Origin of the sequence: Desulforhopalus sp. IMCC35007 (assembly GCF_005116575.1) — a bacterium.
Lineage (GTDB): Bacteria > Desulfobacterota > Desulfobulbia > Desulfobulbales > Desulfocapsaceae > Desulforhopalus_A.
The window spans coordinates 73441-98337 of record NZ_SWCN01000009.1 but is presented as its reverse complement, the minus strand read 5'-3'; the positions used below and the strand labels follow the sequence as shown (position 1 = coordinate 98337).

The 24897-nt window shown below is 46.1% G+C and carries 22 protein-coding genes; 14 read left to right on the top strand and 8 right to left on the bottom strand.

The window, feature by feature from the left end:
* Position 1: 1 nt before the first annotated feature.
* From FCL48_RS11345 to FCL48_RS11330, 4 genes are all read right to left on the bottom strand, one after another.
* A complete protein-coding gene (locus FCL48_RS11345) occupies positions 2-1165 on the bottom strand; it encodes an MBL fold metallo-hydrolase (protein ID WP_136872398.1) in 1164 nt (387 codons plus the stop codon).
* Between the two features lie 72 nt (positions 1166-1237).
* Positions 1238-2053 (bottom strand): rhodanese-like domain-containing protein, encoded by an 816-nt coding sequence (locus FCL48_RS11340; protein WP_136872397.1) that lies wholly within the window; start codon positions 2051-2053, stop codon positions 1238-1240.
* Positions 2054-2130: 77 nt separating this feature from the next.
* Positions 2131-2613, bottom strand: a complete 483-nt coding sequence (locus FCL48_RS11335) for a hypothetical protein (protein ID WP_136872396.1) — start codon at positions 2611-2613, stop codon at positions 2131-2133.
* Positions 2614-2625: 12 nt separating this feature from the next.
* On the bottom strand, positions 2626-3825 hold the full coding sequence (locus FCL48_RS11330; protein ID WP_136872395.1) for an FprA family A-type flavoprotein: 1200 nt from the start codon (positions 3823-3825) through the stop codon (positions 2626-2628).
* Between the two features lie 281 nt (positions 3826-4106).
* Here FCL48_RS11330 and FCL48_RS11325 point away from each other — a divergent pair, with 281 nt between their 5' ends.
* The 5 genes from FCL48_RS11325 to FCL48_RS11305 all read left to right on the top strand — a co-directional run bounded on the left by FCL48_RS11325 (position 4107) and on the right by FCL48_RS11305 (position 10968).
* Entirely contained in the window at positions 4107-4325 is a 219-nt protein-coding gene (locus FCL48_RS11325) for a ferredoxin (RefSeq protein WP_136872394.1), read from the top strand.
* A gap of 207 nt (positions 4326-4532) precedes the next feature.
* A complete protein-coding gene (locus FCL48_RS11320) occupies positions 4533-6647 on the top strand; it encodes an ATP-binding protein (RefSeq protein ID WP_136872393.1) in 2115 nt (704 codons plus the stop codon).
* Between the two features lie 140 nt (positions 6648-6787).
* Positions 6788-8806: an excinuclease ABC subunit UvrB gene (gene uvrB / locus FCL48_RS11315; RefSeq protein WP_136872392.1), complete on the top strand. Its 2019-nt coding sequence runs from the start codon at positions 6788-6790 to the stop codon at positions 8804-8806.
* Positions 8803-9489, top strand: coding sequence for a lysophospholipid acyltransferase family protein (locus FCL48_RS11310; protein ID WP_136872391.1), 687 nt, complete (start codon positions 8803-8805; stop codon positions 9487-9489). The genes uvrB and FCL48_RS11310 overlap by 4 nt, the downstream gene beginning before the upstream one ends.
* A 99-nt stretch (positions 9490-9588) precedes the next feature.
* A complete protein-coding gene (locus tag FCL48_RS11305; RefSeq protein WP_136872390.1) occupies positions 9589-10968 on the top strand; it encodes a cobyrinate a,c-diamide synthase in 1380 nt (459 codons plus the stop codon).
* Between the two features lie 60 nt (positions 10969-11028).
* Here FCL48_RS11305 and FCL48_RS11300 read toward each other — a convergent pair whose 3' ends face one another.
* Complete coding sequence (locus FCL48_RS11300) at positions 11029-11370, bottom strand: hypothetical protein (protein WP_136872389.1); 342 nt, start codon at positions 11368-11370, stop codon at positions 11029-11031.
* Between the two features lie 344 nt (positions 11371-11714).
* Here FCL48_RS11300 and FCL48_RS11295 point away from each other — a divergent pair, with 344 nt between their 5' ends.
* The 6 genes from FCL48_RS11295 to secA all read left to right on the top strand — a co-directional run bounded on the left by FCL48_RS11295 (position 11715) and on the right by secA (position 18193).
* Positions 11715-11900 (top strand): 4Fe-4S binding protein, encoded by a 186-nt coding sequence (locus FCL48_RS11295; RefSeq protein WP_136872388.1) that lies wholly within the window; start codon positions 11715-11717, stop codon positions 11898-11900.
* A 171-nt stretch (positions 11901-12071) separates the two neighbouring features.
* Positions 12072-12416: a hypothetical protein gene (locus FCL48_RS11290; protein ID WP_136872387.1), complete on the top strand. Its 345-nt coding sequence runs from the start codon at positions 12072-12074 to the stop codon at positions 12414-12416.
* Positions 12417-12439: 23 nt separating this feature from the next.
* Positions 12440-13570 carry an alanine racemase gene (alr, locus tag FCL48_RS11285; protein WP_136872386.1) on the top strand — a complete coding sequence of 377 codons (1131 nt, stop codon included), beginning with the start codon at positions 12440-12442 and terminating at the stop codon, positions 13568-13570.
* A 1-nt stretch (position 13571) separates the two neighbouring features.
* Entirely contained in the window at positions 13572-15230 is a 1659-nt protein-coding gene (gene argS, locus FCL48_RS11280; RefSeq protein WP_136872385.1) for an arginine--tRNA ligase, read from the top strand.
* A 14-nt stretch (positions 15231-15244) separates the two neighbouring features.
* A complete protein-coding gene (locus FCL48_RS11275; RefSeq protein ID WP_136872384.1) occupies positions 15245-15508 on the top strand; it encodes a hypothetical protein in 264 nt (87 codons plus the stop codon).
* Positions 15509-15640: 132 nt separating this feature from the next.
* Complete coding sequence (secA, locus tag FCL48_RS11270) at positions 15641-18193, top strand: preprotein translocase subunit SecA (protein WP_136872383.1); 2553 nt, start codon at positions 15641-15643, stop codon at positions 18191-18193.
* 112 nt (positions 18194-18305) lie between these two features.
* Here secA and ppk2 read toward each other — a convergent pair whose 3' ends face one another.
* The 3 genes from ppk2 to cls all read right to left on the bottom strand — a co-directional run bounded on the left by ppk2 (position 18306) and on the right by cls (position 21605).
* Positions 18306-19214: a polyphosphate kinase 2 gene (gene ppk2 / locus FCL48_RS11265; protein WP_136872382.1), complete on the bottom strand. Its 909-nt coding sequence runs from the start codon at positions 19212-19214 to the stop codon at positions 18306-18308.
* Between the two features lie 148 nt (positions 19215-19362).
* The gene (locus FCL48_RS11260) at positions 19363-20100 is read right to left on the bottom strand and encodes a metallophosphoesterase (RefSeq protein ID WP_136872381.1); all 738 of its coding nucleotides are present in this window, start codon (positions 20098-20100) and stop codon (positions 19363-19365) included.
* Complete coding sequence (cls, locus tag FCL48_RS11255; protein ID WP_136872380.1) at positions 20100-21605, bottom strand: cardiolipin synthase; 1506 nt, start codon at positions 21603-21605, stop codon at positions 20100-20102. The genes FCL48_RS11260 and cls overlap by 1 nt, the downstream gene beginning before the upstream one ends.
* A 282-nt stretch (positions 21606-21887) precedes the next feature.
* On the opposite strand from cls, the gene argJ reads away from it, so the two are divergent.
* The 3 genes from argJ to FCL48_RS11240 are packed head-to-tail and all read left to right on the top strand — an operon-like array spanning position 21888 to position 24862.
* Entirely contained in the window at positions 21888-23075 is a 1188-nt protein-coding gene (gene argJ / locus FCL48_RS11250; RefSeq protein ID WP_136872379.1) for a bifunctional glutamate N-acetyltransferase/amino-acid acetyltransferase ArgJ, read from the top strand.
* 35 nt (positions 23076-23110) lie between these two features.
* On the top strand, positions 23111-23662 hold the full coding sequence (locus tag FCL48_RS11245) for a histidine phosphatase family protein (protein ID WP_136872378.1): 552 nt from the start codon (positions 23111-23113) through the stop codon (positions 23660-23662).
* Between the two features lie 3 nt (positions 23663-23665).
* The gene (locus FCL48_RS11240; RefSeq protein ID WP_136872377.1) at positions 23666-24862 is read left to right on the top strand and encodes a sugar MFS transporter; all 1197 of its coding nucleotides are present in this window, start codon (positions 23666-23668) and stop codon (positions 24860-24862) included.
* Positions 24863-24897: the final 35 nt, after the last annotated feature.

The following is a 24897-nucleotide window of genomic DNA, read 5'->3' as shown; positions in this document are numbered from 1 at the left end:
GCTACGCAGCAGCAGATGCCTGCTGGGCGGCGTATGCGGTAGCAGCACATTCATTTTTGCCAAGATCAAGCTCTTCTGCCTTGTCGTCTTCAGCTTGCTCGAGATTGGCGTTTATTTTGCGGATGGTGGCATATTCATCCGGCTGTTTTCTCATGTTACCTTCAATAAAGGCCAGGAACTCTTTTTTATTACGCAGGGCATAGATGGCTTTGTTGAATTCTCTGGTCTCACCAAGTGTCGCACAGAAATTGAGATCGGTGTTCGCCTCACTCCAATCCATATAGTGCCCTGGGAGCACCAGAATATTATCGGGATAGGTTTTGAGATACTGGAGGGTATCAAACAGAGCGTCTGACCAGGCCTTGACCTGACCGCCAAGATCGGGGCGTCCGACGGATTGAATGAAAATAATATCTCCGGTAATCATATATTTCCCATCAATGAGAAAGCTGGTTGATCCGGGAGTATGACCTGGGGTGAAGATGCACTGTACTTCGGGCCCCGAGGTTGAAAAGGTGTAGCTCTTTTTGTCCTCAAGGGCGGTATATTTGATTTTTGCACCCTTAAAATCATTCTCATTTGCCATGAATTCGGCTCCAGTTGTCTCGCTGATGATCCGGCTACCTGCGATGTAATCCGCCTGAAGGTGTGTCTCAAAGGTTTTAACAATCTTGCAATCATGCTCTTTTGCAAAATCAAGATAAAAGCTGGTATTCCTGCTGGGGTCAAAAAGCATGAGTTCATTTGCAGCTTTCAGGCCATAGGAACAGGAAGCCTTTCCTGGGCGGATAAACTGATATAATTCATAACTTTCTTCAGGGGAGAGCAGTTTAGGAACCAGCAGGTTTCCCCAGGTCTTAATCCCACCTTCAAGATAGCCAACATCTGCAAAACCGTGTTTGTCGAGTATTTCAGAAACATACAGAGCGGATCCCTCTTTTGCGCAGACGACACGGATGGGCTTATCCCTTGGAATCTGTTGTACACATTCATCCTCAATCTCCATAAAATCGAAATAGGAGATATTGAGCATTGTAAGCGGATAGGGTGATTCGACCTTAAATCGTCCAAAGTCGACTTTATTACGGACATCAAGAACGATGATATCCGCTTTTTCGGTCAGCCATGAGTAGAGTTCGAGGGCATTATAAGTAAATACAGACATTTTCTTTTTCCTCCATCATTCGTTTATGCTCTGGATAAGACAGTTATTTTCTCTATCGATGAATAACTAGTATTACAGTAAATCGTCCAATTCCGCTGTTAGTTTGTCAAGATGTTTCCGTTCTTCGCCGGCTATTTTGTAATAAAAATTCCTATCATCGCTATCCTGGCTTTTTCTCGCAAGTCTGCTGTACAGATCCCAGGACTGGGATTCAAACATCATGGCAAGCTGGACAACGGATTTCGCATCCTTAAGATTGTCCCCAAAGGCACTGTGCAGTCGTTCAAGGGACAGACCGCCTTCAACTATTTCTGAGTTATGAGTAGAAATATTAATTTCCATGCCCGCATTTTTACTCTGGGCTATGAGAGCTGCCATATGTCCATCCTCTATCTTCGCCATTTTCAAGAGAAGTTCAGCTACCTTTTCTGAGCTGGCGTTTTTAGAGAGCAGGAGATAAAACTGCTGTAAACCTTTTTCCAGGTGATACGCAAATTCAAATCCATTGGCATAGGTTCCCTGAAGAAAGAAATCCAGGCCAAAATCTTCACCACCAAAGGCCGTTGCTCCGTTCCACTTTAAAATGCCACCCTGAAGATTGAGAACCTCTGTAAAACTATTATCCTGAAGGAGCTGGCAGCCTGCTTTTGATCTGACTCCCGAGCGGCAGTATACAATGGTAGGAAGGTCGTGTCTCAGTTCATTGATCCGGTCTCTCAGCTCGTTGAGGGGAAGCAGTATCGCGCCGGGAATATGCTGTTCCAGATATTCCTTTGGCTGACGGACATCAACGAGTTGAAATGAAGTTTGAGGACTGGCCTCAATGAATTCTTTTGCGTTTGCAGCCGAGATATCTTCCGTTGTAGTAAAAAGTGTCGCCCATCGCATTGTCGTTTTGATCCTTTGCACATAACCCAGTTTTTATTGTTCATGACGCCTGATTTTTCCAGGTGCGATTTCAGTATTTAAGTGTGGAGCAGGCCTGCTTCTTCAGGTGTGGTTGAATAGCCATCGACATGCAAGAGCCAGTAGTGTTCCGGTTTTTTTTCTATGAGTTGGGATGTCTCAGGGGAAAGCCAGTGGCTGTCATCCAATAGATTATAAAAGTAGGAGTCTACTCCTATAAAACCATCAAGGAAATGGCTGAGAATGTGAAAAGTTTTACTTAAATAGCCCTGCTTGATATTGATAAGATCAGAAACCTCGGTGATTCCTGATTGGCTTATCTCAGCAATGAGACGCTGTACCGTCTCTCTGTTTTTCTGCTCTGCACTGTAGATGATGGACCTGAAATCTGTATCGAGACCGGAAGCAGATTGCTGCTCCCGAATCTCTATACAGTCGTAGATAACAAGAGAGGTCAGGTCAAAAAACTTATGAACCTGCTGGCTGCAATGCGCAAATGATTCTCCGCCAAGCAATATGTTGTGTTGAGATATGCGTTGCATGCCTACCTGCTTTTATTTGTCAAAACTATCACAAACGGCCTTGCCTATTCTTCTACCCATCTCCCGACACTCTTCAAGTTTTTCCTCATCCGGGACATATTTTACCTTCATGCCGTCCTCAATGACATTTATTTTCATCTCTTCAAGAGCTTTATTCATCAGACTGACAGCCTCACCGCTCCAGCCAAAGGAACCAAAGGTTGCACCTATTTTATTGGTGGGTTTAAGGCCTCTCATGTACATGAGGAATCCAGCCATCCGCGGAAGGAGCCCGTTGTTGAGCGTTGATGATCCGAGCACAACTGCTTTTGCACCAAGAACCTGGGTCATAACATCACTTCTGTGGTGTACCTGGAGGTTGACCAAGTTGGTACTTACTCCGGCGTCCAGCAGACCATCGCTGACCGCATGGGCCATCTCTTCAGTGGAGTGCCACATGGAGTCATAAATAACCAGTGCTTTTTTGTCGGATTCGGCACGACTCCATTTGTCATAGGCAGCAAGGATTTCACTCTGGTGTGTCCGCCAGATGACCCCGTGGTCTGGGGCGATCATCTTGATGTTCAGATTCATTTCAGCGACCGAGGCCAGTAATTTCTGGATAAGTGGTGCAAAAAGATACAGGATGTTTGCATAATATTTGGCGCTCTCTTTCATAACTTCCGAGAGATCGACTTCATCATCAAAACGCTCACTGCTCGCCAGATGTTGTCCGAAGGCATCACTGGAAAAGAGAATTCCGTCCTCTTTTAAGAAACTGAACATGGAGTCCGGCCAGTGTAGCATTCTTGTCTCGATGAACTGTACGGTACGCTTACCCAGAGAAACCTCATCACCGGATTTTACAACTTCAAAGGGCCAGTCGGGCCTGTGAAAATGATCAAGTATAGCCTTTTGCCCCATTGGAGAACAAAAAACCTTTTCCGGTTTTATCAACTCAACCAGTTCGGGAAGACTGCCGGAATGGTCCATTTCAACATGATTGACAACGATGTAATCAATTTTTTCAGGATCAATTATGGCGCGGATGTTGCGTAATAATTCTCCCTTGTGAGAGTGTTTGACGGTATCAAAAAGAGTTACCTTCTCATCAATAACTAGAAAAGCATTATAAGTTGTACCTTTATAGGTGGAGTAACCGTGGAAATCTCTGATATCCCAGTCAACGGCTCCAACCCAGTGAATGCCTTTTGCTAATTCGTTCTTACTCATTCTAGACTCCAGTAGTTTGGTATGTTTCTGCGTATTTGCGTGTTTGTCGCTATCAGTAAACAACTGTTATCACGACATCAGTTCATAAAAAATAAAATTTACCATCTATCATAATGGACAGTAAAAACTATTACAATAAAAGGATTCAGGAATAGATATAATCCTGGAACCAATATTTCAGGAATGATTACTATATTCAATGAACGGAAAAATGCTGTAAATAAATTCTACACTGGAATAGTATATAGACTTCCATGGGATTATTTTAAAAGGGTACTATTATGTGTGTTGCAAAAAAACAGATTCAATTTCCTGTCATTGATCTCAGCCGCTGCAGTGATTGTAGAGGGTGCATCGAAATTGCTCCCAAGGTGTTTCGATTTAATTCTGCGATGGGCATAATGGAGGTGGTTGAATTGCATGAGTATCCGGAAGATCTGGTGGAAGAGGCAATGAAAAATTGCCCCAAAGATTGCATTTACTGGGAATTGTGTAAGTAGTGTTTGCCTGACTGGCCCTGAAAATAGGGTGTAGACAATTGTTTGATATGGGTATATGTACCCACCCTGTACTAGGGAGTAGTATCAACTTGTCATATTATCTTATTCGTCTAGAATAGATTAACGTTGAGTATGCCCTTTTCAGTCGGTTAATCCGGGGACCTCCATGAGTGGTCTCCGCACTCCTTAAATACCTTTTTGCCCATCATGAATGGAAAAAGAGTAAACAGAATAGCGGGCAAGCTTGTATTCTGGCTTGTCGTGGTAAGCTCGTCGCTTACCCTTCTCACTGCTGTGGCGCAGCTCTATTTCGATTATCACGACTCACTTGATAGAATTTCAAGCAGGCTTGGTCAGGTTACAGAGAAACACGTACCTGAACTCAACCGTCTTGTTTTGCAAGGTGACAGCCAGTCTGTAAACAATGTTTTAAAAAGAATCATGGATTTAGCTCCAATTGCCTACGCAGCGGTGATTGTTGACGATCAGGTCTTCTGGGAGAGAGGGAACCGTAATCTGGAGCATGGGCTTGTCTCAAATCAACCTTTTTGGATTAACCGACAAAAGGAGTTGAATGCTGGTGTGTTGACGGTGGCCACAGACATCACCCCGGTGCGAGAATATATTTTTCATAAATTTATCCAGACTCTTGTGTCCAATGGTGTCAAGATTTTCATCGTAGCGGGCTTTGTTTTTCTTATGTTTCAGTATCTGGTCACCAGGCATCTGGAAGAAATTGCTCGCCAGATACGCCTTGAGGACATCACCAGGCGCCCGGAACCTATTGCGCTGCAGAGAAGAAAAAAGTCAGAGGCAGATGAACTAGATATGATGGTTACAGGCCTTAACGCCATGCGCGATAAGGCGAGGATTGCCCTTAAGTTGTTTGAAGAGAACGAAGAGCGTCTTCTTCAGTTTTTTGACGCCACCAAGGAGGCCATCATCGGTATCGACAGGCTGGGTTTTTGTTCTTTTGCCAACGATGCGGCCATTAAAGTGCTTGAGAAATCAGACTATAATGGGGTGGTCGGGCAACATGTTGATACTCTTTTTACCCATCAGATCCATTCTGATCATAAAGACTATCAATCAAATATTGTCTCTGCTTCCATGGAACTTGGAAGTAGCAGGCAAAGTGATGAAGGGTATCTTGTTCTCTCACCGCAAAAGATCATTCCGGTTTCTATTCGTTCCTACCCTGTTTTTCAGGTGGAAAAAGTCTCCGGTGCCATAATTTTCATAGAGGATAACAGTGAAAAACGACAATTGCTGCATGAACACGAGCTTCTGAATCAAGCTGTGGAGCAGTCGCCGCTCATGGTGATTATTGCTGATGCCAAAAAACGCATAGAATATGTCAATCAAAGCACGGTGCGCTGGTCCGGATTTACAAGAGACGAGATACTGGGGAGATCGTTGCTCACTTTTGTCAACCTCTCTGGTGGAACTGATTTTTCCGTCAGAAACTTTGATAAACAGTTACGTAGCGGCAATAAATGGGAAGGTGTTGTCCGGGCCAAGTCGAAATGGGGCTCAGTACAGCTTTTTTGTATTATCTCTCCTGTGTTTGACGACAGGGGCAGGATAGTAAACATCATTGGGATATACAAAGAGGTTTCCTATGAAACCGCCTTGCAGGACGAACTCATCAATACCAAGAAGATGGAAGCGGTAAATCGTCTGTCTGCAAGCTTTGCCCATGAGTTTGGAAATCCTCTTTTTGGTGTACGTGCTGTCATTAAAGATCTCTCAGAGCGTCTGGTTCTTGAGGAAGATGATAAGGTGCTCTTGCATCTCGCCAGTGTAGAATGTGAAAAGATGAGAACCATGGTTCGTGAATTCCAGGAAGTCTACTTTGAGTCGAAGAGCCCTGATCTCATCGTTGATATATACTCCGTTATCGATTCGGTGCTGGGAGAGATACGCCTTTTGCTGCAATCTGAAGGAATACACTGCACTGTGGAATTGGAGGAGCGTGCATCGCAGTTTCAGGTCAGTAAAAATAAGCTTACCCTTGTGATTCGAAATATTGTGCTCAATAGTATTGAGGCGATGGAACGGTCCGGTGGTCATTTGCATATCTCGGGGCAACTGGACGGGAATTGGATGATAATCGGTATAAAAGATACCGGACAGGGGATTGAAAAGGAGCTACAGGAGCTTGTATTTGAACCGTTTTTTTCAACCAAACCCCAGGTGGAGGGGGCGGGGCTCGGACTGTCTGTTGCCTACGGTACAATGAAAAGTATAGGAGGTAAAATTACTTTTTCCAGTGTAAGTGTCGAAGGTTCCACCTTTTTTATCCATATACCCATCGTTTGATGGTTTCCCTTTCTCATTCATCATCTTTTTGTTGCCAGAGTTTTCTCCCTTGTCGGGGGCTATCGCAGGCTGGATATTCAATCTCAGATCTGGTAGTATGCCTCTCCATTTCTATCTCAGCTCATCAGGTTATACACTTCATGGAAAAAGTCTTTACTCTCAAATCAAAATATGAACTCTCCGGGGATCAGCCCGTGGCGGTGAAGGCCCTGGTGGATGGGGTGTTGAGAGGTGACAAGAGCCAGGTATTACTGGGTGTTACAGGGTCTGGCAAGACCTTTACCATGGCAAATGTTATCCAGCAGGTCCAAAGGCCAAGCCTTGTCATAGCACCCAATAAAACTCTGGCTGCCCAATTATTCAGTGAGTTTAAGGAACTTTTTCCCGATAATGCGGTGGAGTATTTTGTTTCTTATTATGATTATTATCAGCCGGAAGCCTATATTCCTCAGTCAGACAGCTATATAGAAAAAGACTCATCCATCAACGATGCGATTGATAAGTTACGCCATTCTGCCACCCGTTCTTTACTCACCAGAAGAGATGTTCTGATTGTCGCCTCTGTTTCCTGTATCTATGGTCTGGGCTCTCCAGACGAGTATAAGAACATGCATCTTTTTCTGAAAACCGATGAGGATTATCCAACAGAAGAGATACAGCGCAGGCTTGTCTTTATGCAGTATGAGAGAAATGACATCTCTTTTCATCGTGGTACCTTCAGGGTTCGTGGTGACGTGCTGGATATTTTTCCGGTACATGAAGAAGACAGGGCTATTCGCGTTGAATTTTTCGGCGACACCCTGGAAAGTATAACCGTCATTGATCCGCTGAGGGGTGTAGTTTACGAAAGGCTTGAGGAGTACACTGTTTTTCCGGGTAGCCACTTTGTCACCTCAAAAGACAGATTGCAAAAAGCAACGGATGCAATAAAGGTAGAACTGTCCGAAAGACTTGAGACGTTTTATACTGAAAACAGACTCGTTGAAGCGCAACGACTCGATCAGCGGACCTTGTTTGACCTCGAGATGATACAGGAGCTTGGCTATTGCACAGGAATTGAAAATTATAGTCGCCATCTCACAGGAAAACCTTCTGGAGCCCCGCCTCCAAATCTGCTTGATTATTTTGCTGAGGATTTTCTCCTGTTTATAGATGAGAGTCATATTGGTATCGGCCAGTTGAATGGCATGTACAATGGAGATCGCTCACGGAAACAGACCTTGGTTGATTTTGGTTTTCGTTTGCCGTCGGCTCTGGATAACCGCCCATTACGCTTTGATGAGTTTACTCAGCGAATCAATCAGGTTATCTATGTATCTGCCACTCCCGGTCCCTATGAACTTGAGCAGACCAAAGGGAAAGTCGTTGAACAGGTGATTCGACCAACCGGCCTGCTCGACCCTAAAATTGAAGTTCGACCGGCGACCACCCAGGTTGATGATCTTCTCGAAGAGATCCGTATCCGGTCGGACCGTGGAGAGGCCGTCCTGGTGACGACCCTTACCAAGAGGATGGCTGAAGACCTTACCGATTACTATGAGAACCTTGACATCAAGGTGAGGTATCTGCATTCCGACATCAAAACACTCGAGCGAATTGAACTTATTCGTGATCTGCGCAAGGGCGACTATAATGTTCTCATAGGCATAAACCTGCTGAGAGAAGGACTTGATATTCCAGAAGTGTCACTGGTTGCGATTCTCGATGCGGATAAGGAAGGTTTTCTCCGCTCTGAGCGATCTCTGGTACAGACCTGTGGCCGGGCAGCCCGAAACAGTGAAGGGTTGGTTATCATGTACGCCGATACGATTACCGGTTCCATGCGTTATACTATTGAGGAAACGGAGCGCAGAAGAGCGATCCAGAAAGACTATAATCGTAAACATGGTATTCTGCCGAAAACTATCATTTCCGCTGTCAAAGATACCATGCAACAGCATTTACATAATTCGGGTTATGTCGCTGATGACTTTGGAGAGGGGCTTTTGCAGGCGGCCGAAGAAATGCCGTATTTTAGCTCAGTAAAAGATCTGGAAAAAGAAATCGGTAAACTGGAAAAAGAGATGCACCAGGCAGCCAAAGAACTGGCTTTTGAAAAGGCCGCTGAATTGCGGGATCGTATCAAAAAGATGCGACTATTGGAGATTGAAATAGGATGAGAAGTGATGCTGTAAACCGCCTTTTATTGCAAATTGTTCCAAAGCTTTTATTCTGGCTTATGAGACTGTGGTTTGGCACCTGTAGGGTTACAGCCCATAATGATGAGAATCTGCCGTCGGGCAGGGCTGAAAATGAGAATGTTCTTGCCTCTTTCTGGCATTATTCTATTATTTATATCCTCTATTATTTACGCAATTATCCTGCAACTGTCATGGTCAGTGCGAGCTCCGATGGTGAATATATCGCTCGGCTGGCAAAAGAGTTTGGTTATAACTCGGTGCGTGGTTCCAGAAACCATAAGGGATCTGAGGCTTTGAAAAACATGTTACGAGCGGTAAAATCAGGTGACAATGGCGCTGTGGTTGCTGATGGTTCCCAGGGGCCGGCTCGAATAGCACAGCCGGGAGCCCTCCTGGTTGCCTCGAAAACAGGACGGCCTATTGTGCCTATGGTATGGTCTGCCTCAAAGTATTTTACGATAAATTCCTGGGATAAGACACTTGTGCCAAAGCCCTTTGCTCATGTCGATATATATTTTGGTGAGCCTATTTATCTACCCAACAAAGTCAGCGCTGAAGAATTAGAAAAATATCGCTGTTTGCTCGAAGATGCCCTCAATAATCTATATAGAAAAGCCTGGTTCAAGTATGGAATAGACGCGCATGAGCGGGTGGTCCAGTAAAGGCCGGTTGAAAAGGAAGAGGTTTACTTTTTAGATTGCAGCTGGTTTTGCCAGGCGCGCAATGTGAAGCGAAACCGTCGTGTTGAAAAGGAAATTTTGATGAATCAGGCAAAAGGATTGGTGATAGCCGGGCTTGCAGGTGGGTCGGGAAAGAGTGTCGTTTCCGTAGGAATAACGGCGGCCTTGAGACGGGGAGGAAGTACAGTCGTGCCCTTTAAAAAAGGCCCGGACTACATTGATGCCGGCTGGCTGCAACTCGCCGCAGGCAGCAAATGTTATAATCTTGACCCCTATTTCATGAGCCGGCAGGCGATTGAAGAATCATTTAGCCGTCGTTCGGTTGGGGCAGATTATGTCATAGTGGAGGGAAATCGTGGTCTCTATGACGGCGTAAATGTCGAAGGGGGCTATTCAACAGCCGAACTTGCGCATACCCTTAATCTGCCTGTCATCCTCGTGGTAAACTGCACCAAGACAACCCGGACTGTTGCGGCCATGGTTCTTGGCTGCCAAATGTTCGATCCGAGAATCAAGATAGCAGGGGTAATCCTCAACCAGATAGCAAACTCCAGACAGCGGCGGCTTGTTACAGAGTCCGTGGAAAAGTATACAGGACTTCCGGTTATTGGTTCCATCCCGCGGCTGAAGATGGATATTTTCCCCATGCGCCATTTAGGGATGGTGCCGCATCAGGAATATAATGATAGCACCGGTGCCCTTGATTTTCTGGTGGATCTCATTGTTGAGAATCTGGATCTTGAAAAAATAAAAGAAATCATGGAACCACTTCCACTATCCGCTTCTCAGGAGCCTTACACTGTACAGGCTCATGGGAAACAGAGCCTCAGGATCGGTGTGTTGCAGGATGCGGCGTTTCAGTTTTATTATTCAGAAAACCTTGAAGCCCTTGAAAAAGAAGGTGCTGAGTTGTTGTATATTAACGCCATGCAGGATAGTTGTCTGCCGGATCTTGATGGTTTGTATATAGGTGGTGGCTTTCCTGAAACCGGAGCAAAAGAACTGGCTGCCAACGAGAGCTTTCGCAGGTCTGTAAAAGAGGCTGCTGATAAAGGTTTACCCATTTATGCTGAATGTGGGGGCTTAATTTATCTTGGGGAATCAATAGTTCTAGCGGGAAAAACATACCCTCTGGTCGGAATTTTTCCGGTCCAGTTCGAGATGAGTAAAAAACCCCAGGCCCATGGCTACTCGATCTTTGAAGTTGATCGGGAAAATGGTTTCTATCCAGTCGGGACTGTGGTTAAGGGACATGAATTCCGCTACTCCAAAGTCGTGAAATGGCGCGGGGCAGACGATCAGCTCGTTGTAAAAATGTCACGTGGAACAGGATTTGTGGAAGGGAGAGATGGAGTGACCTATAAAAATGTTTTTGCCCTCTATACCCACGTCCACGCCGAAGGAACACCGGAGTGGGCCCGGGGATTTGTAGAAAAATGCCAGAGGAGCAGGGCGGTATAACATGATAAGATGTGGTTCAGGCGGTCATTAGAGATTCTAATGACCGCCTGAATTGAGGCCTTAATGTTCGGTGGAAGAGCCGAGAACCTTGAGGCTTATCTCTTTTTGCAGTTGCTCACTCGGTGCCGGTTCAACCCAATGGATGAAGGACTCTTCTACCCGCATATATGCGCCATTATCCTCCTTGCACTTGTCGCAGATGCTTTCCGCCTGATCCCGATACATGATAATTTTTGATGCTGGCTCACCTTCTTTTGAAACTGCAGCCATTTTTCTGCAGCCGCAGTCAAGCCTTATCACCACGACCCCGATACCGTCGGGACTTCCTTCCAGGATACCCTGGATCATGGCTTCTTCTCTTTTTTGGACCTGAAGGTTTTTCTTTGATGTATTTTTTTTCATATGTTGACAACGGAAATTAATTTTTTATGAGGTGGTTTCCCGATAATCCCAGGAGCCTTAAAAATGAATCTGCAATATATAAAATAATAGAAACTGGTCAACAGTTATATCTTTTTTTGCCTTGCAGGATAACTGCTTGTCTCTGTAAATATTTGATATAAAAAGAAAACATCTTTTCCTTCAGGGGCGGAGGTGGTCTAAGTTTGTTCAACCTTTTTGCTTGACAAATATCTGGCCGTACATTAATGCAAATATGACACGCAACAACGGTATTTAACCGATGCTCGAATGATTGATTAAGTGCATTGATACTTGATCTAAAGATCACTTTATGGAGGTGAATTATGTGGGAAATAGTTGTAGATAAAGATAAGTGTGTTGGTGATGAAGAATGTGTAGCAGCATGCCCTGCACAGGTTTTTGAGATGGTAGATGGAAAAGCTGAGCCAGTAGAAGCTGACGAGTGTCTCGGTTGTGAGACCTGTGTAGAAGTTTGCCCAGAAGACGCTATCACCGTAACTGAAATTTAATTATTTCAGTATCTGCTTTGTTCTGCAAGCCCATCTCCACTAAGGAGATGGGCTTGTTCTATTTTGATCACATGTGTAATGATGGATCGCTCTTTTTCCCGCTATAAACCCGCTGCGAAAATCAAATCGCTCTTACTGTTATCTGCATGTCTCTGGACTGTTATAGGCGCTATGTTGATCACGAAAGGGGTGATCAGACTGGTTCCCCTGCCAGAGTATAAATTGATCGTTGTCCTGTCCGCCTGCATCGCTGGCGCGGTCAAGGCAAAGTTCATGTTAGATCGTGCGGCGGCGAGGACTGTTGCCAGGATTCTCACCTTGGAAGACGGCACTTGCCTCGGGGCTGTTTATTCAGTAAAAACATGGCTCTTAGTATTGTGTATGATCGGTATGGGTGTTATCTTGAGAAATTCATCGCTTCCGATGGCTCTCTTATGTTTTATCTATATGACCATTGGCCTGGCACTTATTGTTTCCAGTCGACACGGTTGGAAAGCATGGTTCTATAGTAAATAATCTTTACCTCTGATGAACTTGTAATGGACCTCACGTCGTTTAATCAAATTGTAATACATTCTGCCGCGCTGGAAAATAATTTCAAACTCATTCAAAAGACTGTGGGAATGTCGGTTCCGGTTATGGCCATGGTCAAAGCCGATGCCTATGGGCACGGAAGTGTCAAGACTGCAGAAGCTTTTGCACGGGCAGGCTGCAGCAGGTTTGGAGTCGCTGAGTTGAGGGAGGCGGTGCTTCTCAGAAAAGCTGGTTTAGCTGGAAAAATTTATGTAACGATAGGTTTTGCTCCAGAGAATGCCGGGTATTTTTTTGAATATGATCTTATTCCTGTGATATACAGTGTTGAGTCAGCAAAAGCCCTGTCAGCTGCCGCTGTCTCTCTTAACCGACAGATTGCAGTACATGTCAAAGTGGATACAGGAATGGGACGATTAGGGTTTTTACCCGCCGATGTCCCTGCATTCTTTGAGTTGATCGATGCCTTGCCCGGCCTTACTCTGGCAGGTATAATGAGTCATTTTCCCACCTCCGATATTCCGGAGTCGAGAACAACTCTGAAAGGAATAGAACTTTTCAACGGGGTGTGTTCTACCCTGAAAAACAGGGGCGGAGGATCCTGCCACATTGCCAATTCAGCAGCAGTGCTTAATTTTCCCGACGCGTATCATGATATGGTCCGGGCCGGTATCGCGCTCTATGGATACCATCCCGCTGGCAAAACATCTGCAGGAGAGCTCCGTGAGGGCTGCCTTCAACAGGCAATGTCATTTACATCAAAGGTTTTACAGGTTAAAAAGGTTCCTGCCGGAACCGGGGTGAGTTATGGTCACACCTACGTCACTCCAGGTGAAACTAACCTTGCTGTAATTCCTGTAGGCTATGAAGACGGCCTTTCGCGGTCACTTTCCAATAAGGCGGAGGTCCTCATCGGTGGAAAGCGGGCAATGATACGGGGACGCATCTGTATGAATATGTGCATGGCAGATATCACAGGCATCGAAGGGGTTCAGGCGGGGGATGATGCTGTATTTCTGGGTCGACAGGGAACCGAAACAATCAGCGCCGATGATATTGCAGAGAAAATGGACTCCATCAGTTATGAGGTCCTCTGCATGTTCGGGCACAACAATAATAGAAATTACCAAGTAGGTTAGGATGATTCGTTCACAACTCAAAAACGTTCTTGACGCCTGTTTTGAAGAAGGCATCACAGAGGGGCTCTGGTCTGATAAGGCAACAGGAAAATTCACTGTCGAACTGCCAAAACATGAAGGGCAGGGAGATTTTTCCACCAATTTCGCCCTTGTTCTGGCCGGTATCGAAAAGAAAAATCCGCGAGAGATTGCAGGCCAAATCAGTGCAAAACTGACCAAAGTAACAGAGCTGGTTGAGCGTGTGGACGTTGCAGGACCGGGCTTTGTCAATGTATTTGTCAAGCCTCAGGTCTGGTGCGCTCTGATCCCTCAAATTCTTGATACCGCTGAGCAATTTGGTACAAGCGACGTAGGTGCTAGGCGGAAGGTAATTGTTGAATTTGTCAGTGCCAACCCCACCGGGCCTCTCAGTATTGGTCATGGTCGACAGGCTGTGCTGGGTGACTCTATAGCCAGGCTTTTAGAAGTGACAGGTCACGATGTCTTTCGTGAATACTATTACAACGATGCGGGGCGGCAGATGCGCGTTCTGGGTGAGTCGACCAGAGCGAGATATCTGGAGTTAATCGGCGCACCTTTTGAGTTCCCGGAAGACGGCTATCAGGGGGAGTATATTATCGATATTGCCAAGTCACTTGTGGAAGAACATGGCGATTCCCTTAAAGATTACCAGGATGTCAGCCCATTTAAGAAGCAGGCTGAGCAATTCATTTTTAACGATATTTCAGGAACTCTTGCCCGCATGGGCATTAAATTTGACAATTATTATAACGAACAATCGCTGTATACAGACGGCCATATCGACGACGTGGTAAACGAGCTTCGTCAAAAAGGGCTTGTCTATGAAAAGGATAATGCGACCTGGTTTAAAACCACCGATTTGGGCCAGGAGCAGGACAGGGTCATTATAAAAAGTAGTGGTGAACCTACCTATCGGCTGCCTGATATTGCCTACCACAGAGAAAAATTCAGAAGGAACTTTGACTGGCTCATCGATATCTTCGGCTCCGATCACATTGCAACGGTACCGGATGTGCTCTCCGGCGTCAGTGCACTTGGCTATGATCCGAGCAAAGTGACAGTGGTGTTGCACCAGTTCGTAACCCTTACCCGGGATGGTAAACAGGTGAAAATGTCCACTCGCAAGGCAAATTTTGTGACAGTCGATGAGCTTATCGATGAGGTGGGTGTGGACCCTGTACGCTTCTTTTTTATGATGCGAAAAGCGGACAGTCAGCTTGAGTTTGATCTTGATCTTGCGACGAAACAGAGCCAGGAAAATCCTGTCTATTATGTCCAGTATGGCTTTGCAAGGCTTTGTGCAATTCTTCGTCAGGCGGAGGAAAAGGGCGTTGCGATTCCTGATTTTTCTGACGTTGACTCCTCGCTTCTGGTTGAACCGGAAGAACTCAACCTGCTGAAAACCATGTCCGGTTTCCCTCAGGTTATCGAGAGTTCCGCCCTTGATCTGGCACCCCATAAAGTCATATTTTACCTTATGGAACTTGCAGGGCAGTTGCACAGCTACTACAACAAACACAAGGTTTTAACAGATAATGTGCCGCTCTCCGGGGCACGTCTCTGTTTGATCAGAGCAATCCAGGTTGTTCTGAAAAATGGTCTGAATATGGTAGGCATCTCCGCCCCTGAACGAATGTAAGCTGGACTCTTTACATGGCCACAAGGAGTAAACCAAAGGTTCGTAAGCTGAAGTTTGAACTTTCCAGAAGCGGGGTGGGGGGAATAGGTGTCATTCTTTTCTGCCTTTTTCTCTGGATGTTTTTGCTCGGCGTGTGGGCCGGGCAGTCGCTCCTTGTTCCGTCGTATTCTGAAACAAAGGCGGAGAAGCATAAGCAACAGAATGATATTTCCACGCTGGTCATTCGAGCGGACAAAAAAGTGATGAAAAAAAACACCAATGAGAATTTGAACAAATGATGTTTTTTCTCTGCAGGGATTTTTCCTGGGAGCTGAAATACTGGTTGCAGTAGAAATCAGATCTCACTATCTTGCCCAGCGCAAACTATATTTTTAGGACAGTTCTTAAACCACAACCAACGGTTGGACATAATGATTGGAAAAATACTCACTAAAGTTTTTGGCAGTAGTAATGACCGGTATCTTAAACAGCTCAGGCCAATAGTATCGAAAATTAATGATCTGGAAAATGACCTCCGCTCTTTGAGTGATCCAGAGATTGCTGCAAAATCCATAGCGTTTAAGGAGAGAATTGCAAAGGGAGAGTCTTTAGACGATCTGTTGCCGGAAGCCTTTGCTGTGGCGCGTGAGGCAGGACGTAGGGTGCTCGGTGAACGTCATTACGATGTCCAGTTGGTGGGTGGTATTGTTCTGCATCAGGGTAAGATCGCGGAGATGAAAACCGGTGAAGGCAAGACCCTCACCTCGACTCTGCCTGTCTACCTCAACGCCCTGTCCGGTAAAGGGACACATGTCGTGACGGTCAATGATTATCTTGCAGCCCGAGATAGTGAGTGGATGGGGAAGGTCTATCAGTTTCTGGGGATGACCTGTGGAAAAATAATCCATGGTCTTGATGATAAAGAGCGCAGAGAGGCCTATGCTGCTGATATCACCTACGGCACCAATAATGAATTCGGTTTTGATTATCTTCGTGACAATATGAAGTTTGAACTGGCTGATTTTTGTCAGCGCGGCTTCAATTTCGCCATCGTGGATGAGGTGGATTCGATCTTAATTGATGAAGCGAGAACGCCTCTCATCATTTCCGGGCCGGCAGAGATCTCAACGGATCTCTATGTAAAGGTCGATCGAACCATTCCTCAATTTAAAAAGGATGTTCATTATACTTTTGATGAAAAGGCCCGCCAGGTTTCCCTGACAGAAGAGGGTGTCGCACTCGGTGAAGAACTTCTTGGAGTGGAGAATCTGTATGATCCCACCAGTATCGAGAAATTACACCATCTCAATCAGGGCTTGAAGGCTCACATCGTTTTCAAAAAAGATGTCGACTATATCGTCACCAACAATCAGGTGGTTATCGTCGATGAATTCACCGGCCGGACTATGGAGGGACGGCGCTTCAGTGATGGTCTGCATCAGGCCCTTGAGGCAAAGGAGAAGGTGAAGATCGAGCAGGAAAACCAGACCCTTGCCTCCATTACCTTCCAGAACTACTTCCGCATGTACGATAAACTTGCAGGGATGACCGGTACGGCTGATACGGAAGCGCCGGAGTTTAAAAAGATTTACAACCTTGATGTTGTGGTGATGCCCACAAACCAGCCCATGGTGCGTGATGATTATGCTGATGTGATCTATAAAAATGAGGCCGCAAAATACCGTGCGGTTGTCAATGAGATTGCAGAGCTGCACAAAATAGGACGACCTGTTCTCGTTGGTACTATCTCCATAGACGTCTCTGAAAAAATCTCTAAGATGCTGAAAAAGGAGAAAATTGAGCACGAAGTGCTGAACGCCAAACACCATGAGCGTGAGGCTGAGATTATTGCCGGAGCAGGACAACTCGGTAAGGTGACCATTGCCACGAATATGGCCGGACGTGGTACTGATATTAAACTTGGTGAAGGTGTGGTCGAGGTTGGTGGCCTGCACATTCTTGGAACGTCCCGTCACGAGTCAAGGCGTATCGACAACCAGCTGCGTGGCCGCGCGGGACGACAGGGTGACCCCGGCTCCTCAAGGTTTTATCTGTCTCTTGAAGACGACCTTCTGCGTATTTTCGGTTCCGGCCGGATCAGTGGAATCATGGATAAGCTTGGCATGGAAGAGGACGAACCCATAGAGCACAACATGATTTCCCGGGCGATTGAAAATGCCCAGCGCAAAGTCGAGGGGCATAACTTTGACATTCGTAAGCACCTGCTTGAATATGACGATGTCATGAATAAGCAGAGAGAGATTATCTACCAGCAGCGCAGTGAGGTCCTCAACGGCGAAGATGTGGTCGAGGTCATTGATGACATGATAGAGGAGCTGGTCGGCAATGTAGCCGCAGAGTTCTACCAGGATCGTGTCGAGTCTCAGGAATGGGACTGGGAGAATTTCAATCAGCGGATGATTGAACTCTTTCACCACAAACCCGACTGGACAGAGCAGGACCGCGAGGAACTGACCCTGGAGAGCTTTACCGAAAAAATATGCTCATTTGTCAAAGAAAAATATAAGCTCCAGGATGAAGTCAATGGAAAAGAGACCCAGAGACAATTGGAAAAGTTGATCTTGCTGCAGATTGTGGATAGCCACTGGAAAGATCACCTCCTCTCCATGGATCACCTGAAGGAGGGAATTGGGCTTCGAGGCTATGGGCAGAAGAATCCGCTGAACGAGTATAAACGTGAAGGGTATGAACTCTTTGGTCATATGGTGGAAACGGTTAAGGAACAGACTGTTTCCGCACTCATGCGGGTCCGGGTTGTCAGAGAAGATGAGGTGGAGCGTCTGGAAGAAGAACGACGCAGACGTCAGGAGCAGGAAATGGCTCGCATGAATCGGATTGGTGCAGGCGAGGGCCAGGCAACAGTATCCACGGTGAAACGTGACGGCGATAAGATCGGGCGAAACGCTGAATGTCCCTGTGGTTCCGGGAAAAAATACAAAAGATGCTGCGGGCAGGAGGTGTAAGCTGACCTGTAAAACAGGCAGATTGTACCTTTGTTGTTGCATTTATACTTCAGGGTGTTTGTCCTGAAAAGACAACGGGGTGGATGGCGTAAAGCTGTCCACCCCGTTTTGATTACCCTCGAAGCTGGTCGGGGCGCATGAGATTGTCTTCCATATGCTTGAGCTCGTCTATTCCAGAGATGACAATTTTGGGATCCGGTGCCAACTGGTCTCCCTGAAGTTTATCATCATAGTCCATCTGACTGAGAATATGTTTCATGCAGTTGAGCCGGGCACTTTTTTTATTATCTGAACGAATAATTGTCCACGGGGAAATTGTCCGGTTGGTTTCTGAAAGCATCTGAAACTTGCGCACAGAATACTGGTCCCAGTACTTTTGTGCCAGGTTGTCCACCGGTGAGATCTTGTACTGTTTGAGAGGATCGGTTTTCCTCGAATCAAAGCGTTCTTTCTGAATTTCCTTGGAGACGGAGAAATAAAATTTAAAGAGTTTTATCCCGTCTTTGACGAGCATTTCTTCAAGAAGTGGAACATCTTTTAAGAACCGCTTATTCTGCTCATCACTACAAAATCCCATAACCGGTTCGACCATGGCTCGGTTATACCAGCTTCTGTCGAAGATAACTATTTCACCGGCTGATGGCAGGTGGGTAACGTAACGCTGGAAATACCATTGGCTTATTTCTGTGTCGTTGGGCTTCATCAGAGCGACAACTCTGGTGTGACGGGGGTTGAGATGGGCGATAATCCGTTTAATCGTCCCTCCTTTTCCTGCAGCGTCTCTACCTTCAAAAATGGCAAGAATCCTCTGGCCATTCATTTTCATAGTGGACTGCAGTTTCATGAGCTCAATCTGGAGTTTTTTCAGTTCAATCTCATAGGTCAGGTGTTCATTTTTGATCCAGATTGCAGTTTTATTGTCTCCCTTTTTCGTGTTGAGATTTTTAAATGCTGTTTCTTCCAGCAATCTGATTTGCTCGGATTGTGCAGCCTCTTTGGCTTTTTTCTTGTTTTTTGCCATAAACTTGTCCTTTATCTCGGTTGTTGAGAGAGCAACTCTGTTGTCAGGGGTGTGGCTTTAGATCTGTGTCGTTTATAAATGAACTGAAAACTATTGTAATACCCTAAATAGTATCAGAAAAAAATAAAATCACAAAGTCCTGCCATATTCAGTTCAGTTTTTGTCCTTTTTTATACATCAGGCCGTAAATGGCAGGGAGATTATGTTCAGCTATTGCAGAGGTCACGGCATCCACGTCGTAGGGGATTCGGAGATGTTGCACTGAAATTGTTTCAGAACTAATTTCCATTATGGCGCAGGAGACGTCTGAATTACCATCGAACATTCTGCCGACAGAACCCGGATTGATGAAATGAATCCCCCCGATATGTTTGTGATAGGGAGTGTGGGAGTGGCCGGTGACGACAATATCCATCTGGCAATCAGCTGCGAGTTCTTCGAATCGCTTGTCCTCGGTTGTTTCAAAGAGAAATTCGTGGGGGGCGGTGGGACTGCCATGGAAGATTCCGATGGTGACTTTTTTTTTCTTACCTGTTGGGATAGTCAAGGAAGTGAGATTTTCTAGGCCTTGAATATAAGAGCGATTTTGGTCGGAGAGAACCGCCGCTGTCGATTCATACATAATCCGTTTTTCGTGCTTGCTAGGTTTTTTAAAGGTTTTCCCCTTCAGGAGCTTGATGACTTTTTTGTCGGTATTTCCGAGAATACTGAGCGCTTCGTGCTGTTGCAGCCAGTCTAGAGTTTCGTTTGGAAATGGGGCGTAGACCAGAGAGTCTCCGCAGTTGATAATCCGGTCAAATGAGATGGCAGCAAAAGAAGTTTCAATCGCTCTTAGGGCCGGATAGTTACCGTGTATGTCAGAGATGAGAAGGATTCTGGTTTTCATTAGAGTATGGGGGCTATGAGCAATACAACATTTTCCTTGAATTTTTCAAAAGGAGTTCTCTGTTTAAAATGTTCAAGGTCAAGTCTGGTTGAGTCGGCCAGATAATCGGTTTGGATGTCGTGGAGTGTTTCAGTAAATGTTTTGCAGTAGATAACAAGCGTTGCCTCAAAATTGAGCCAGAAACTGCGCATGTCTATATTTACAGAGCCGAAAAGTGAAAAACTTCGATCAACGGTAATGGTCTTTGAATGGAGGAGGCCTCCAGAGAAATGATAGATTGAAACTCCTGACTCTGCAAGCTCCTCATATCGAGCCCGGCTGGCATATTGCACCAGCCGGGAATCATTTTTTTCTGGAACAACAATCTTGACATCCACCCCACGCTGCGCGGCTGCCTTGAGAGCTGCAAGGAGTGGCTCGTCAGGAATAAAATAGGGGGTTGTCATAATCAATTCCTGTTGAGCGGCATAGATGGTTGTCAGCAGGAGGCCATGGATTGCATCTGGGGTGCCGCTAGGTCCGGAAGGTACCAGCTGAACATCCGAGGTTCCCATCGCAGGACAGGTGTGCAGGTCACTCACTTTGCGTATAGTTTTCATGTCGGCTTTCAGGTCTTCTTCGCTGAAATATCCGATACTTGTCTCGAGGAACCAGTCACTGACGAAGGTTCCCGCCAGGGTTTCCACCACCGGCCCTTCAACTTTGACCATCACATCGATCCAGTTACCCACCCCTGCACTCTTTTTAAAGACATCAGGATCAACCATATTCTGACTGCCTGTGTAGGCGATGTTTCCGTCGATCACCACGATTTTTCGATGATTTCTGATGTCTATTCGAGAAAAAAAGGCGCTGATCAGACCTGCCGGAAGTGATTCCTGAATCTTTATTCCGGCTTGTCTCATATCCCGCGCCACATCACTTTTTAAAAAGTCTCTGCTGCCAATGGAATCCAGAAGAATTCTGCAGACGACTCCGCGGGCTACAGCACGATACAGGGACGCAATAATATCATCAACGCGGCCCCCTGCCTCCCAGATGTAAAATTGAAGATGACAGCTCGACTGGGCGTTGTCTATTGCCCGGGTGATTGAACCGAGGATCTGACTGGGGCTGGTGATCAGTGTCAGTTTGTTGCCCCCCATGGCAGGAAGTCCGATCAATTTTTTAGCCTGCCTATGGAGAGAACCGTATGCCGGATGCGTTTCTTCCCATAACGGGGGAGGCTGGGAGCTGAGGTCCTCGAGCCAGTCGAGATACATATTGAAGGAGGCCTTGGTCCTGGCTATTCTTCGTTCAGGCAGGCGGTTTTCACCAAATAGAAGGTAGAAAAAACCACCGAGAAATGGGACGAGGAGTACGACGATGAGCCAGGCGAGAGAAACCCCATAGGGACGTTTTCGCATGATAACCCGTAGAGAGAGGCCTATACGGATAAAAAAGTCAGAGAGCAGGATGACGGTTGAAAAGAAAGAGTAGCTCCAGTGAATAGCCTGTATTTCCATAAAATTTATTGCAGCGTCCTGATGACACTATGTCAGGTGAATAAGTACGGTTTTTTTCATATTGTTATAGAGATATACATCTTTTGGGAAAAAGGATTACAAAAACCGTCATTTTTATTATTTTAATAATAAAAAGAGTACGATCCAAGAATTAAATGGTAAATGTAAAGCCTTGAGATCGTGCAGCGCGCAGGCTACAAAGTTGTCACTGTCCCAGATACCCTTGTCCTCTCTGTTTTTCAACTTCAGGATAAATGAAAACATTTTAAAGGTACAATTGTTATGAATATTCGTGGTTTCTCATTTTCCGCTGTACAGGCGGGGATTCGCTATAAAAACAGACTCGATCTTGGACTCATTTTCAGTGATACCCCCTGTGTTACTGCAGGTGTTTTTACCACCAGCCAGGTAAAAGCCGCCCCTGTTGTCATTGATGCAGAACGACTGAGGCGTACGGGAGAGGCCCAGGCGATTCTTGTGAATTCAGGCTGTGCCAATGCCTGTACCGGTAAGGAAGGAATGAAAGCGGCGCTGACAACCGGCCGACTGCTTGCCCAAAAACTCGATATAGCGGAGGAACTAATCCAGCTGTCGTCAACGGGAGTTATTGGAGAACAGCTCAATATGGCGGCTTTTGAAGCCAGTATGGATGCCCTGGTTGCTGGCTTGGCCCCGGACAATTTTGATAAAGTCGCACAAGCGATAATGACCACAGATCTTGTGCAGAAAACAGCAGCAACCAGGGTTGTGATTGGTGGAAAAGAGGTGACCATTATAGGGATGGCCAAAGGTTCCGGCATGATCATGCCCAATATGGCGACTATGCTGTCCTTTGTGCTTACCGACGCCAATATCTCTCAAGCCGAGCTCAACGAGGTACTTCGTCAAGCGGTTGATACCACGTTTAACAGGATCACCGTTGATGGTGATACAAGCACCAACGACATGGTTCTGATCATGGCAAATGGCAGTGCGAAAAACCCTGAGTTAAACGGCCAGAGCCCTTCGGATACCGGTACCTTTCAACAAGGCCTCACCGTTGTTCTCAAAGATCTTGCTCTGCAGATTGTTACAGATGGTGAGGGCGCGACCAAAACCATCACCATTCGGGTAAATGGGGCTGCCAACGATGAGGATGCTCATCAGGTTGCCAGAACCGTTGCCAATTCAAATTTGGTGAAGACCGCTTTTTTTGGAGAAGATGCCAACTGGGGCAGGATCCTCGGGGCAATGGGGCGAGCAGGCGTTGTCTTTGATCCCGAAAATGTGACGCTCTCGTTTGGAGAGGTTGTCATGTTTGAAAATGGTCTTGGCAAGGGAAAAGAAATTGAGGCAAAGGCCACGGCGGTTCTCAAAGAGAAATGTTTTACTGTGACCATTGATCTGCACTGTGGACAGGGAGCAGCTGAAATGTATACCTGTGACTTCTCTCTGGACTATGTTAAAATTAACGCAGATTACCGTTCGTAACAGGGAAAAAGAGGCGGCATAATAGAAATGGGGGAATGGATGAAACTGCTGGATATGGTGGAATCGCCGGAAAGGTTATGAAGATACAGCGTCTTTTTCTGATTCGACATGCCAAATCAAGCTGGGATGATTCAGGGCTTGACGATTTTAGCCGACCCCTCAGTAAGAGGGGCAGGAAAAATGCTCCGGAAATGGGAAAAAGACTTGCCCAGCTGTCGGTAATCCCCGAGAGTATTCTGGCAAGTCCTGCGAAAAGAGCAAAAAAGACAGCCAAATATATGGCTGAGGCAACGGGCTATCCCGTTGCTGAGATTTCGTTTCACCAGGGATTGTATATGGGGTCGATTCAGGTGCATCTCGACCTGTTAAACAAAGAATTTGCTGTGGCTGATACTGTGTTTCTGATTGGGCACAACTCAACCATTACGGAATTGTCAGAATATCTGACGGGAATCTCTCTTGTAAATGTACCCACTTGCGGTATTGTAGCCATCGAATATCCTGCTTCTGGTGGCTTTTCGACGGAAGCCGGCGCAGGCAAACTTCTTTTTTTCGATTTTCCTAAAAATATGTCATCATTGAGGTAGGGTTTGAATTTTAAGTATGGAGTGAACGGAGGCGGTAGCAACTCCTTTCGTCAGGCTCTTCCCAACCTGTTGCTTCTTACCTCGGTTTTTTTCTTAAATTTCATCTCCAGGGTAATCTTTTCTCCGTTGTTGCCGGAAATCGAAAAAACTCTCGGTATTGACCACGGTGCCTCAGGCTCGCTGTTTTTTTTCATTTCGATGGGGTATTTTATCTCTATACTTCTATCGACGAGGGTTTCAGAAAGGATCGGCCATAAAAACACCATTGTCCTGTCTATATGCAGTTGCGGCGTGATGCTGATGTTGATAGGCACGTTTCAGAACCTGTTATTTATGAGAATCGGTCTGTTTTTGCTGGGTTACTGCGCAGGTCTGTATCTGCAGTCGGGGCTTGCAACTATAACTGGTCTGGTTTCGCCTACCCATATTGCAAGGGGAATGTCCGTACATGAACTTGCCCCCAATCTGGGTTTTGTTGTTGCTCCGCTTGCCTGTTCTGCTGTTTTGCACTTTTATAGTTATAACGTTGTGTTGCTGACTTTAGGCGCCATTTTGATTGTTGTTTCTGGACTATACCTGCTCAAAGGATACGATGGGGCTCTGCAGGTAAAAGGGGTAGACCGTCAAGCCATCAGAACCGTTCTCGGATTACCGCAGTTTCGGCAGATGGTGCTTCTGTTATCTCTCGCCATTTGCGGAACCCTTGGCATATATTCAATGTTACCCTTATACCTCATCACAGAGCACGGATTGGATAAAGAGGCGGCGAATACACTTGTGGCATTTTCGAGAATCAGTGCAGTCTTCATGCCCCTTGTCGGTGGCTGGCTGGGGGATCGTCTTGGCAATGGTAAGGTTCTTAGATATATTCTCCTGGCGACCGGGCTGCTCACCATTCCTTTTGGCCAGTTAACTGGCCTTCCCTTACTTCTATTCATTGTACTACAGCCAATGGTCGCGGTCTGTTTCTTCCCTTCGGCCTTTGCCGTGCTCTCACGTATCGGAGGAGAGGAGGCACGTGGAGTGGCCGTGTCTTTGTGTGTTCCCTTGGCTTTTCTGATAGGAGGTGGTTTACTGCCGATGGTCATTGGCTTAGTCGGGGATTACGCGAGTCTTGGGCTCGGTTTCAGTCTCATTGGAGCCTTAATGGTTCTGATTGCAATCGTGGTTGGTGGCGGAAAAAACTTGTGGTCATTTTGATTGAAGAGGCAATGGTTGAAGATGTCTGCTAGACC

Bases quoted from the DNA above. Each gene is read 5' to 3' on its own strand.
- ppk2 (WP_136872382.1), bottom strand. From the start codon at position 19,214: ATGGCAAAAAACAAGAAAAAAGCCAAAGAGGCTGCACAATCCGAGCAA.
- cls (WP_136872380.1), bottom strand. From the start codon at position 21,605: ATGGAAATACAGGCTATTCACTGGAGCTACTCTTTCTTTTCAACCGTC.
- argJ (WP_136872379.1), top strand. From the start codon at position 21,888: ATGAATATTCGTGGTTTCTCATTTTCCGCTGTACAGGCGGGGATTCGC.
- FCL48_RS11345 (WP_136872398.1), bottom strand. From the start codon at position 1,165: ATGTCTGTATTTACTTATAATGCCCTCGAACTCTACTCATGGCTGACC.
- FCL48_RS11330 (WP_136872395.1), bottom strand. From the start codon at position 3,825: ATGAGTAAGAACGAATTAGCAAAAGGCATTCACTGGGTTGGAGCCGTT.
- FCL48_RS11260 (WP_136872381.1), bottom strand. From the start codon at position 20,100: ATGAAAACCAGAATCCTTCTCATCTCTGACATACACGGTAACTATCCG.
- FCL48_RS11310 (WP_136872391.1), top strand. From the start codon at position 8,803: ATGAGAAGTGATGCTGTAAACCGCCTTTTATTGCAAATTGTTCCAAAG.
- FCL48_RS11245 (WP_136872378.1), top strand. From the start codon at position 23,111: ATGGATGAAACTGCTGGATATGGTGGAATCGCCGGAAAGGTTATGAAG.
- FCL48_RS11325 (WP_136872394.1), top strand. From the start codon at position 4,107: ATGTGTGTTGCAAAAAAACAGATTCAATTTCCTGTCATTGATCTCAGC.
- alr (WP_136872386.1), top strand. From the start codon at position 12,440: ATGGACCTCACGTCGTTTAATCAAATTGTAATACATTCTGCCGCGCTG.
- secA (WP_136872383.1), top strand. From the start codon at position 15,641: ATGATTGGAAAAATACTCACTAAAGTTTTTGGCAGTAGTAATGACCGG.
- FCL48_RS11300 (WP_136872389.1), bottom strand. From the start codon at position 11,370: ATGAAAAAAAATACATCAAAGAAAAACCTTCAGGTCCAAAAAAGAGAA.
- argS (WP_136872385.1), top strand. From the start codon at position 13,572: ATGATTCGTTCACAACTCAAAAACGTTCTTGACGCCTGTTTTGAAGAA.
- FCL48_RS11295 (WP_136872388.1), top strand. From the start codon at position 11,715: ATGTGGGAAATAGTTGTAGATAAAGATAAGTGTGTTGGTGATGAAGAA.
- FCL48_RS11320 (WP_136872393.1), top strand. From the start codon at position 4,533: ATGAATGGAAAAAGAGTAAACAGAATAGCGGGCAAGCTTGTATTCTGG.
- FCL48_RS11335 (WP_136872396.1), bottom strand. From the start codon at position 2,613: ATGCAACGCATATCTCAACACAACATATTGCTTGGCGGAGAATCATTT.
- FCL48_RS11340 (WP_136872397.1), bottom strand. From the start codon at position 2,053: ATGCGATGGGCGACACTTTTTACTACAACGGAAGATATCTCGGCTGCA.
- FCL48_RS11275 (WP_136872384.1), top strand. From the start codon at position 15,245: ATGGCCACAAGGAGTAAACCAAAGGTTCGTAAGCTGAAGTTTGAACTT.
- uvrB (WP_136872392.1), top strand. From the start codon at position 6,788: ATGGAAAAAGTCTTTACTCTCAAATCAAAATATGAACTCTCCGGGGAT.
- FCL48_RS11305 (WP_136872390.1), top strand. From the start codon at position 9,589: ATGAATCAGGCAAAAGGATTGGTGATAGCCGGGCTTGCAGGTGGGTCG.
- FCL48_RS11290 (WP_136872387.1), top strand. From the start codon at position 12,072: ATGTTGATCACGAAAGGGGTGATCAGACTGGTTCCCCTGCCAGAGTAT.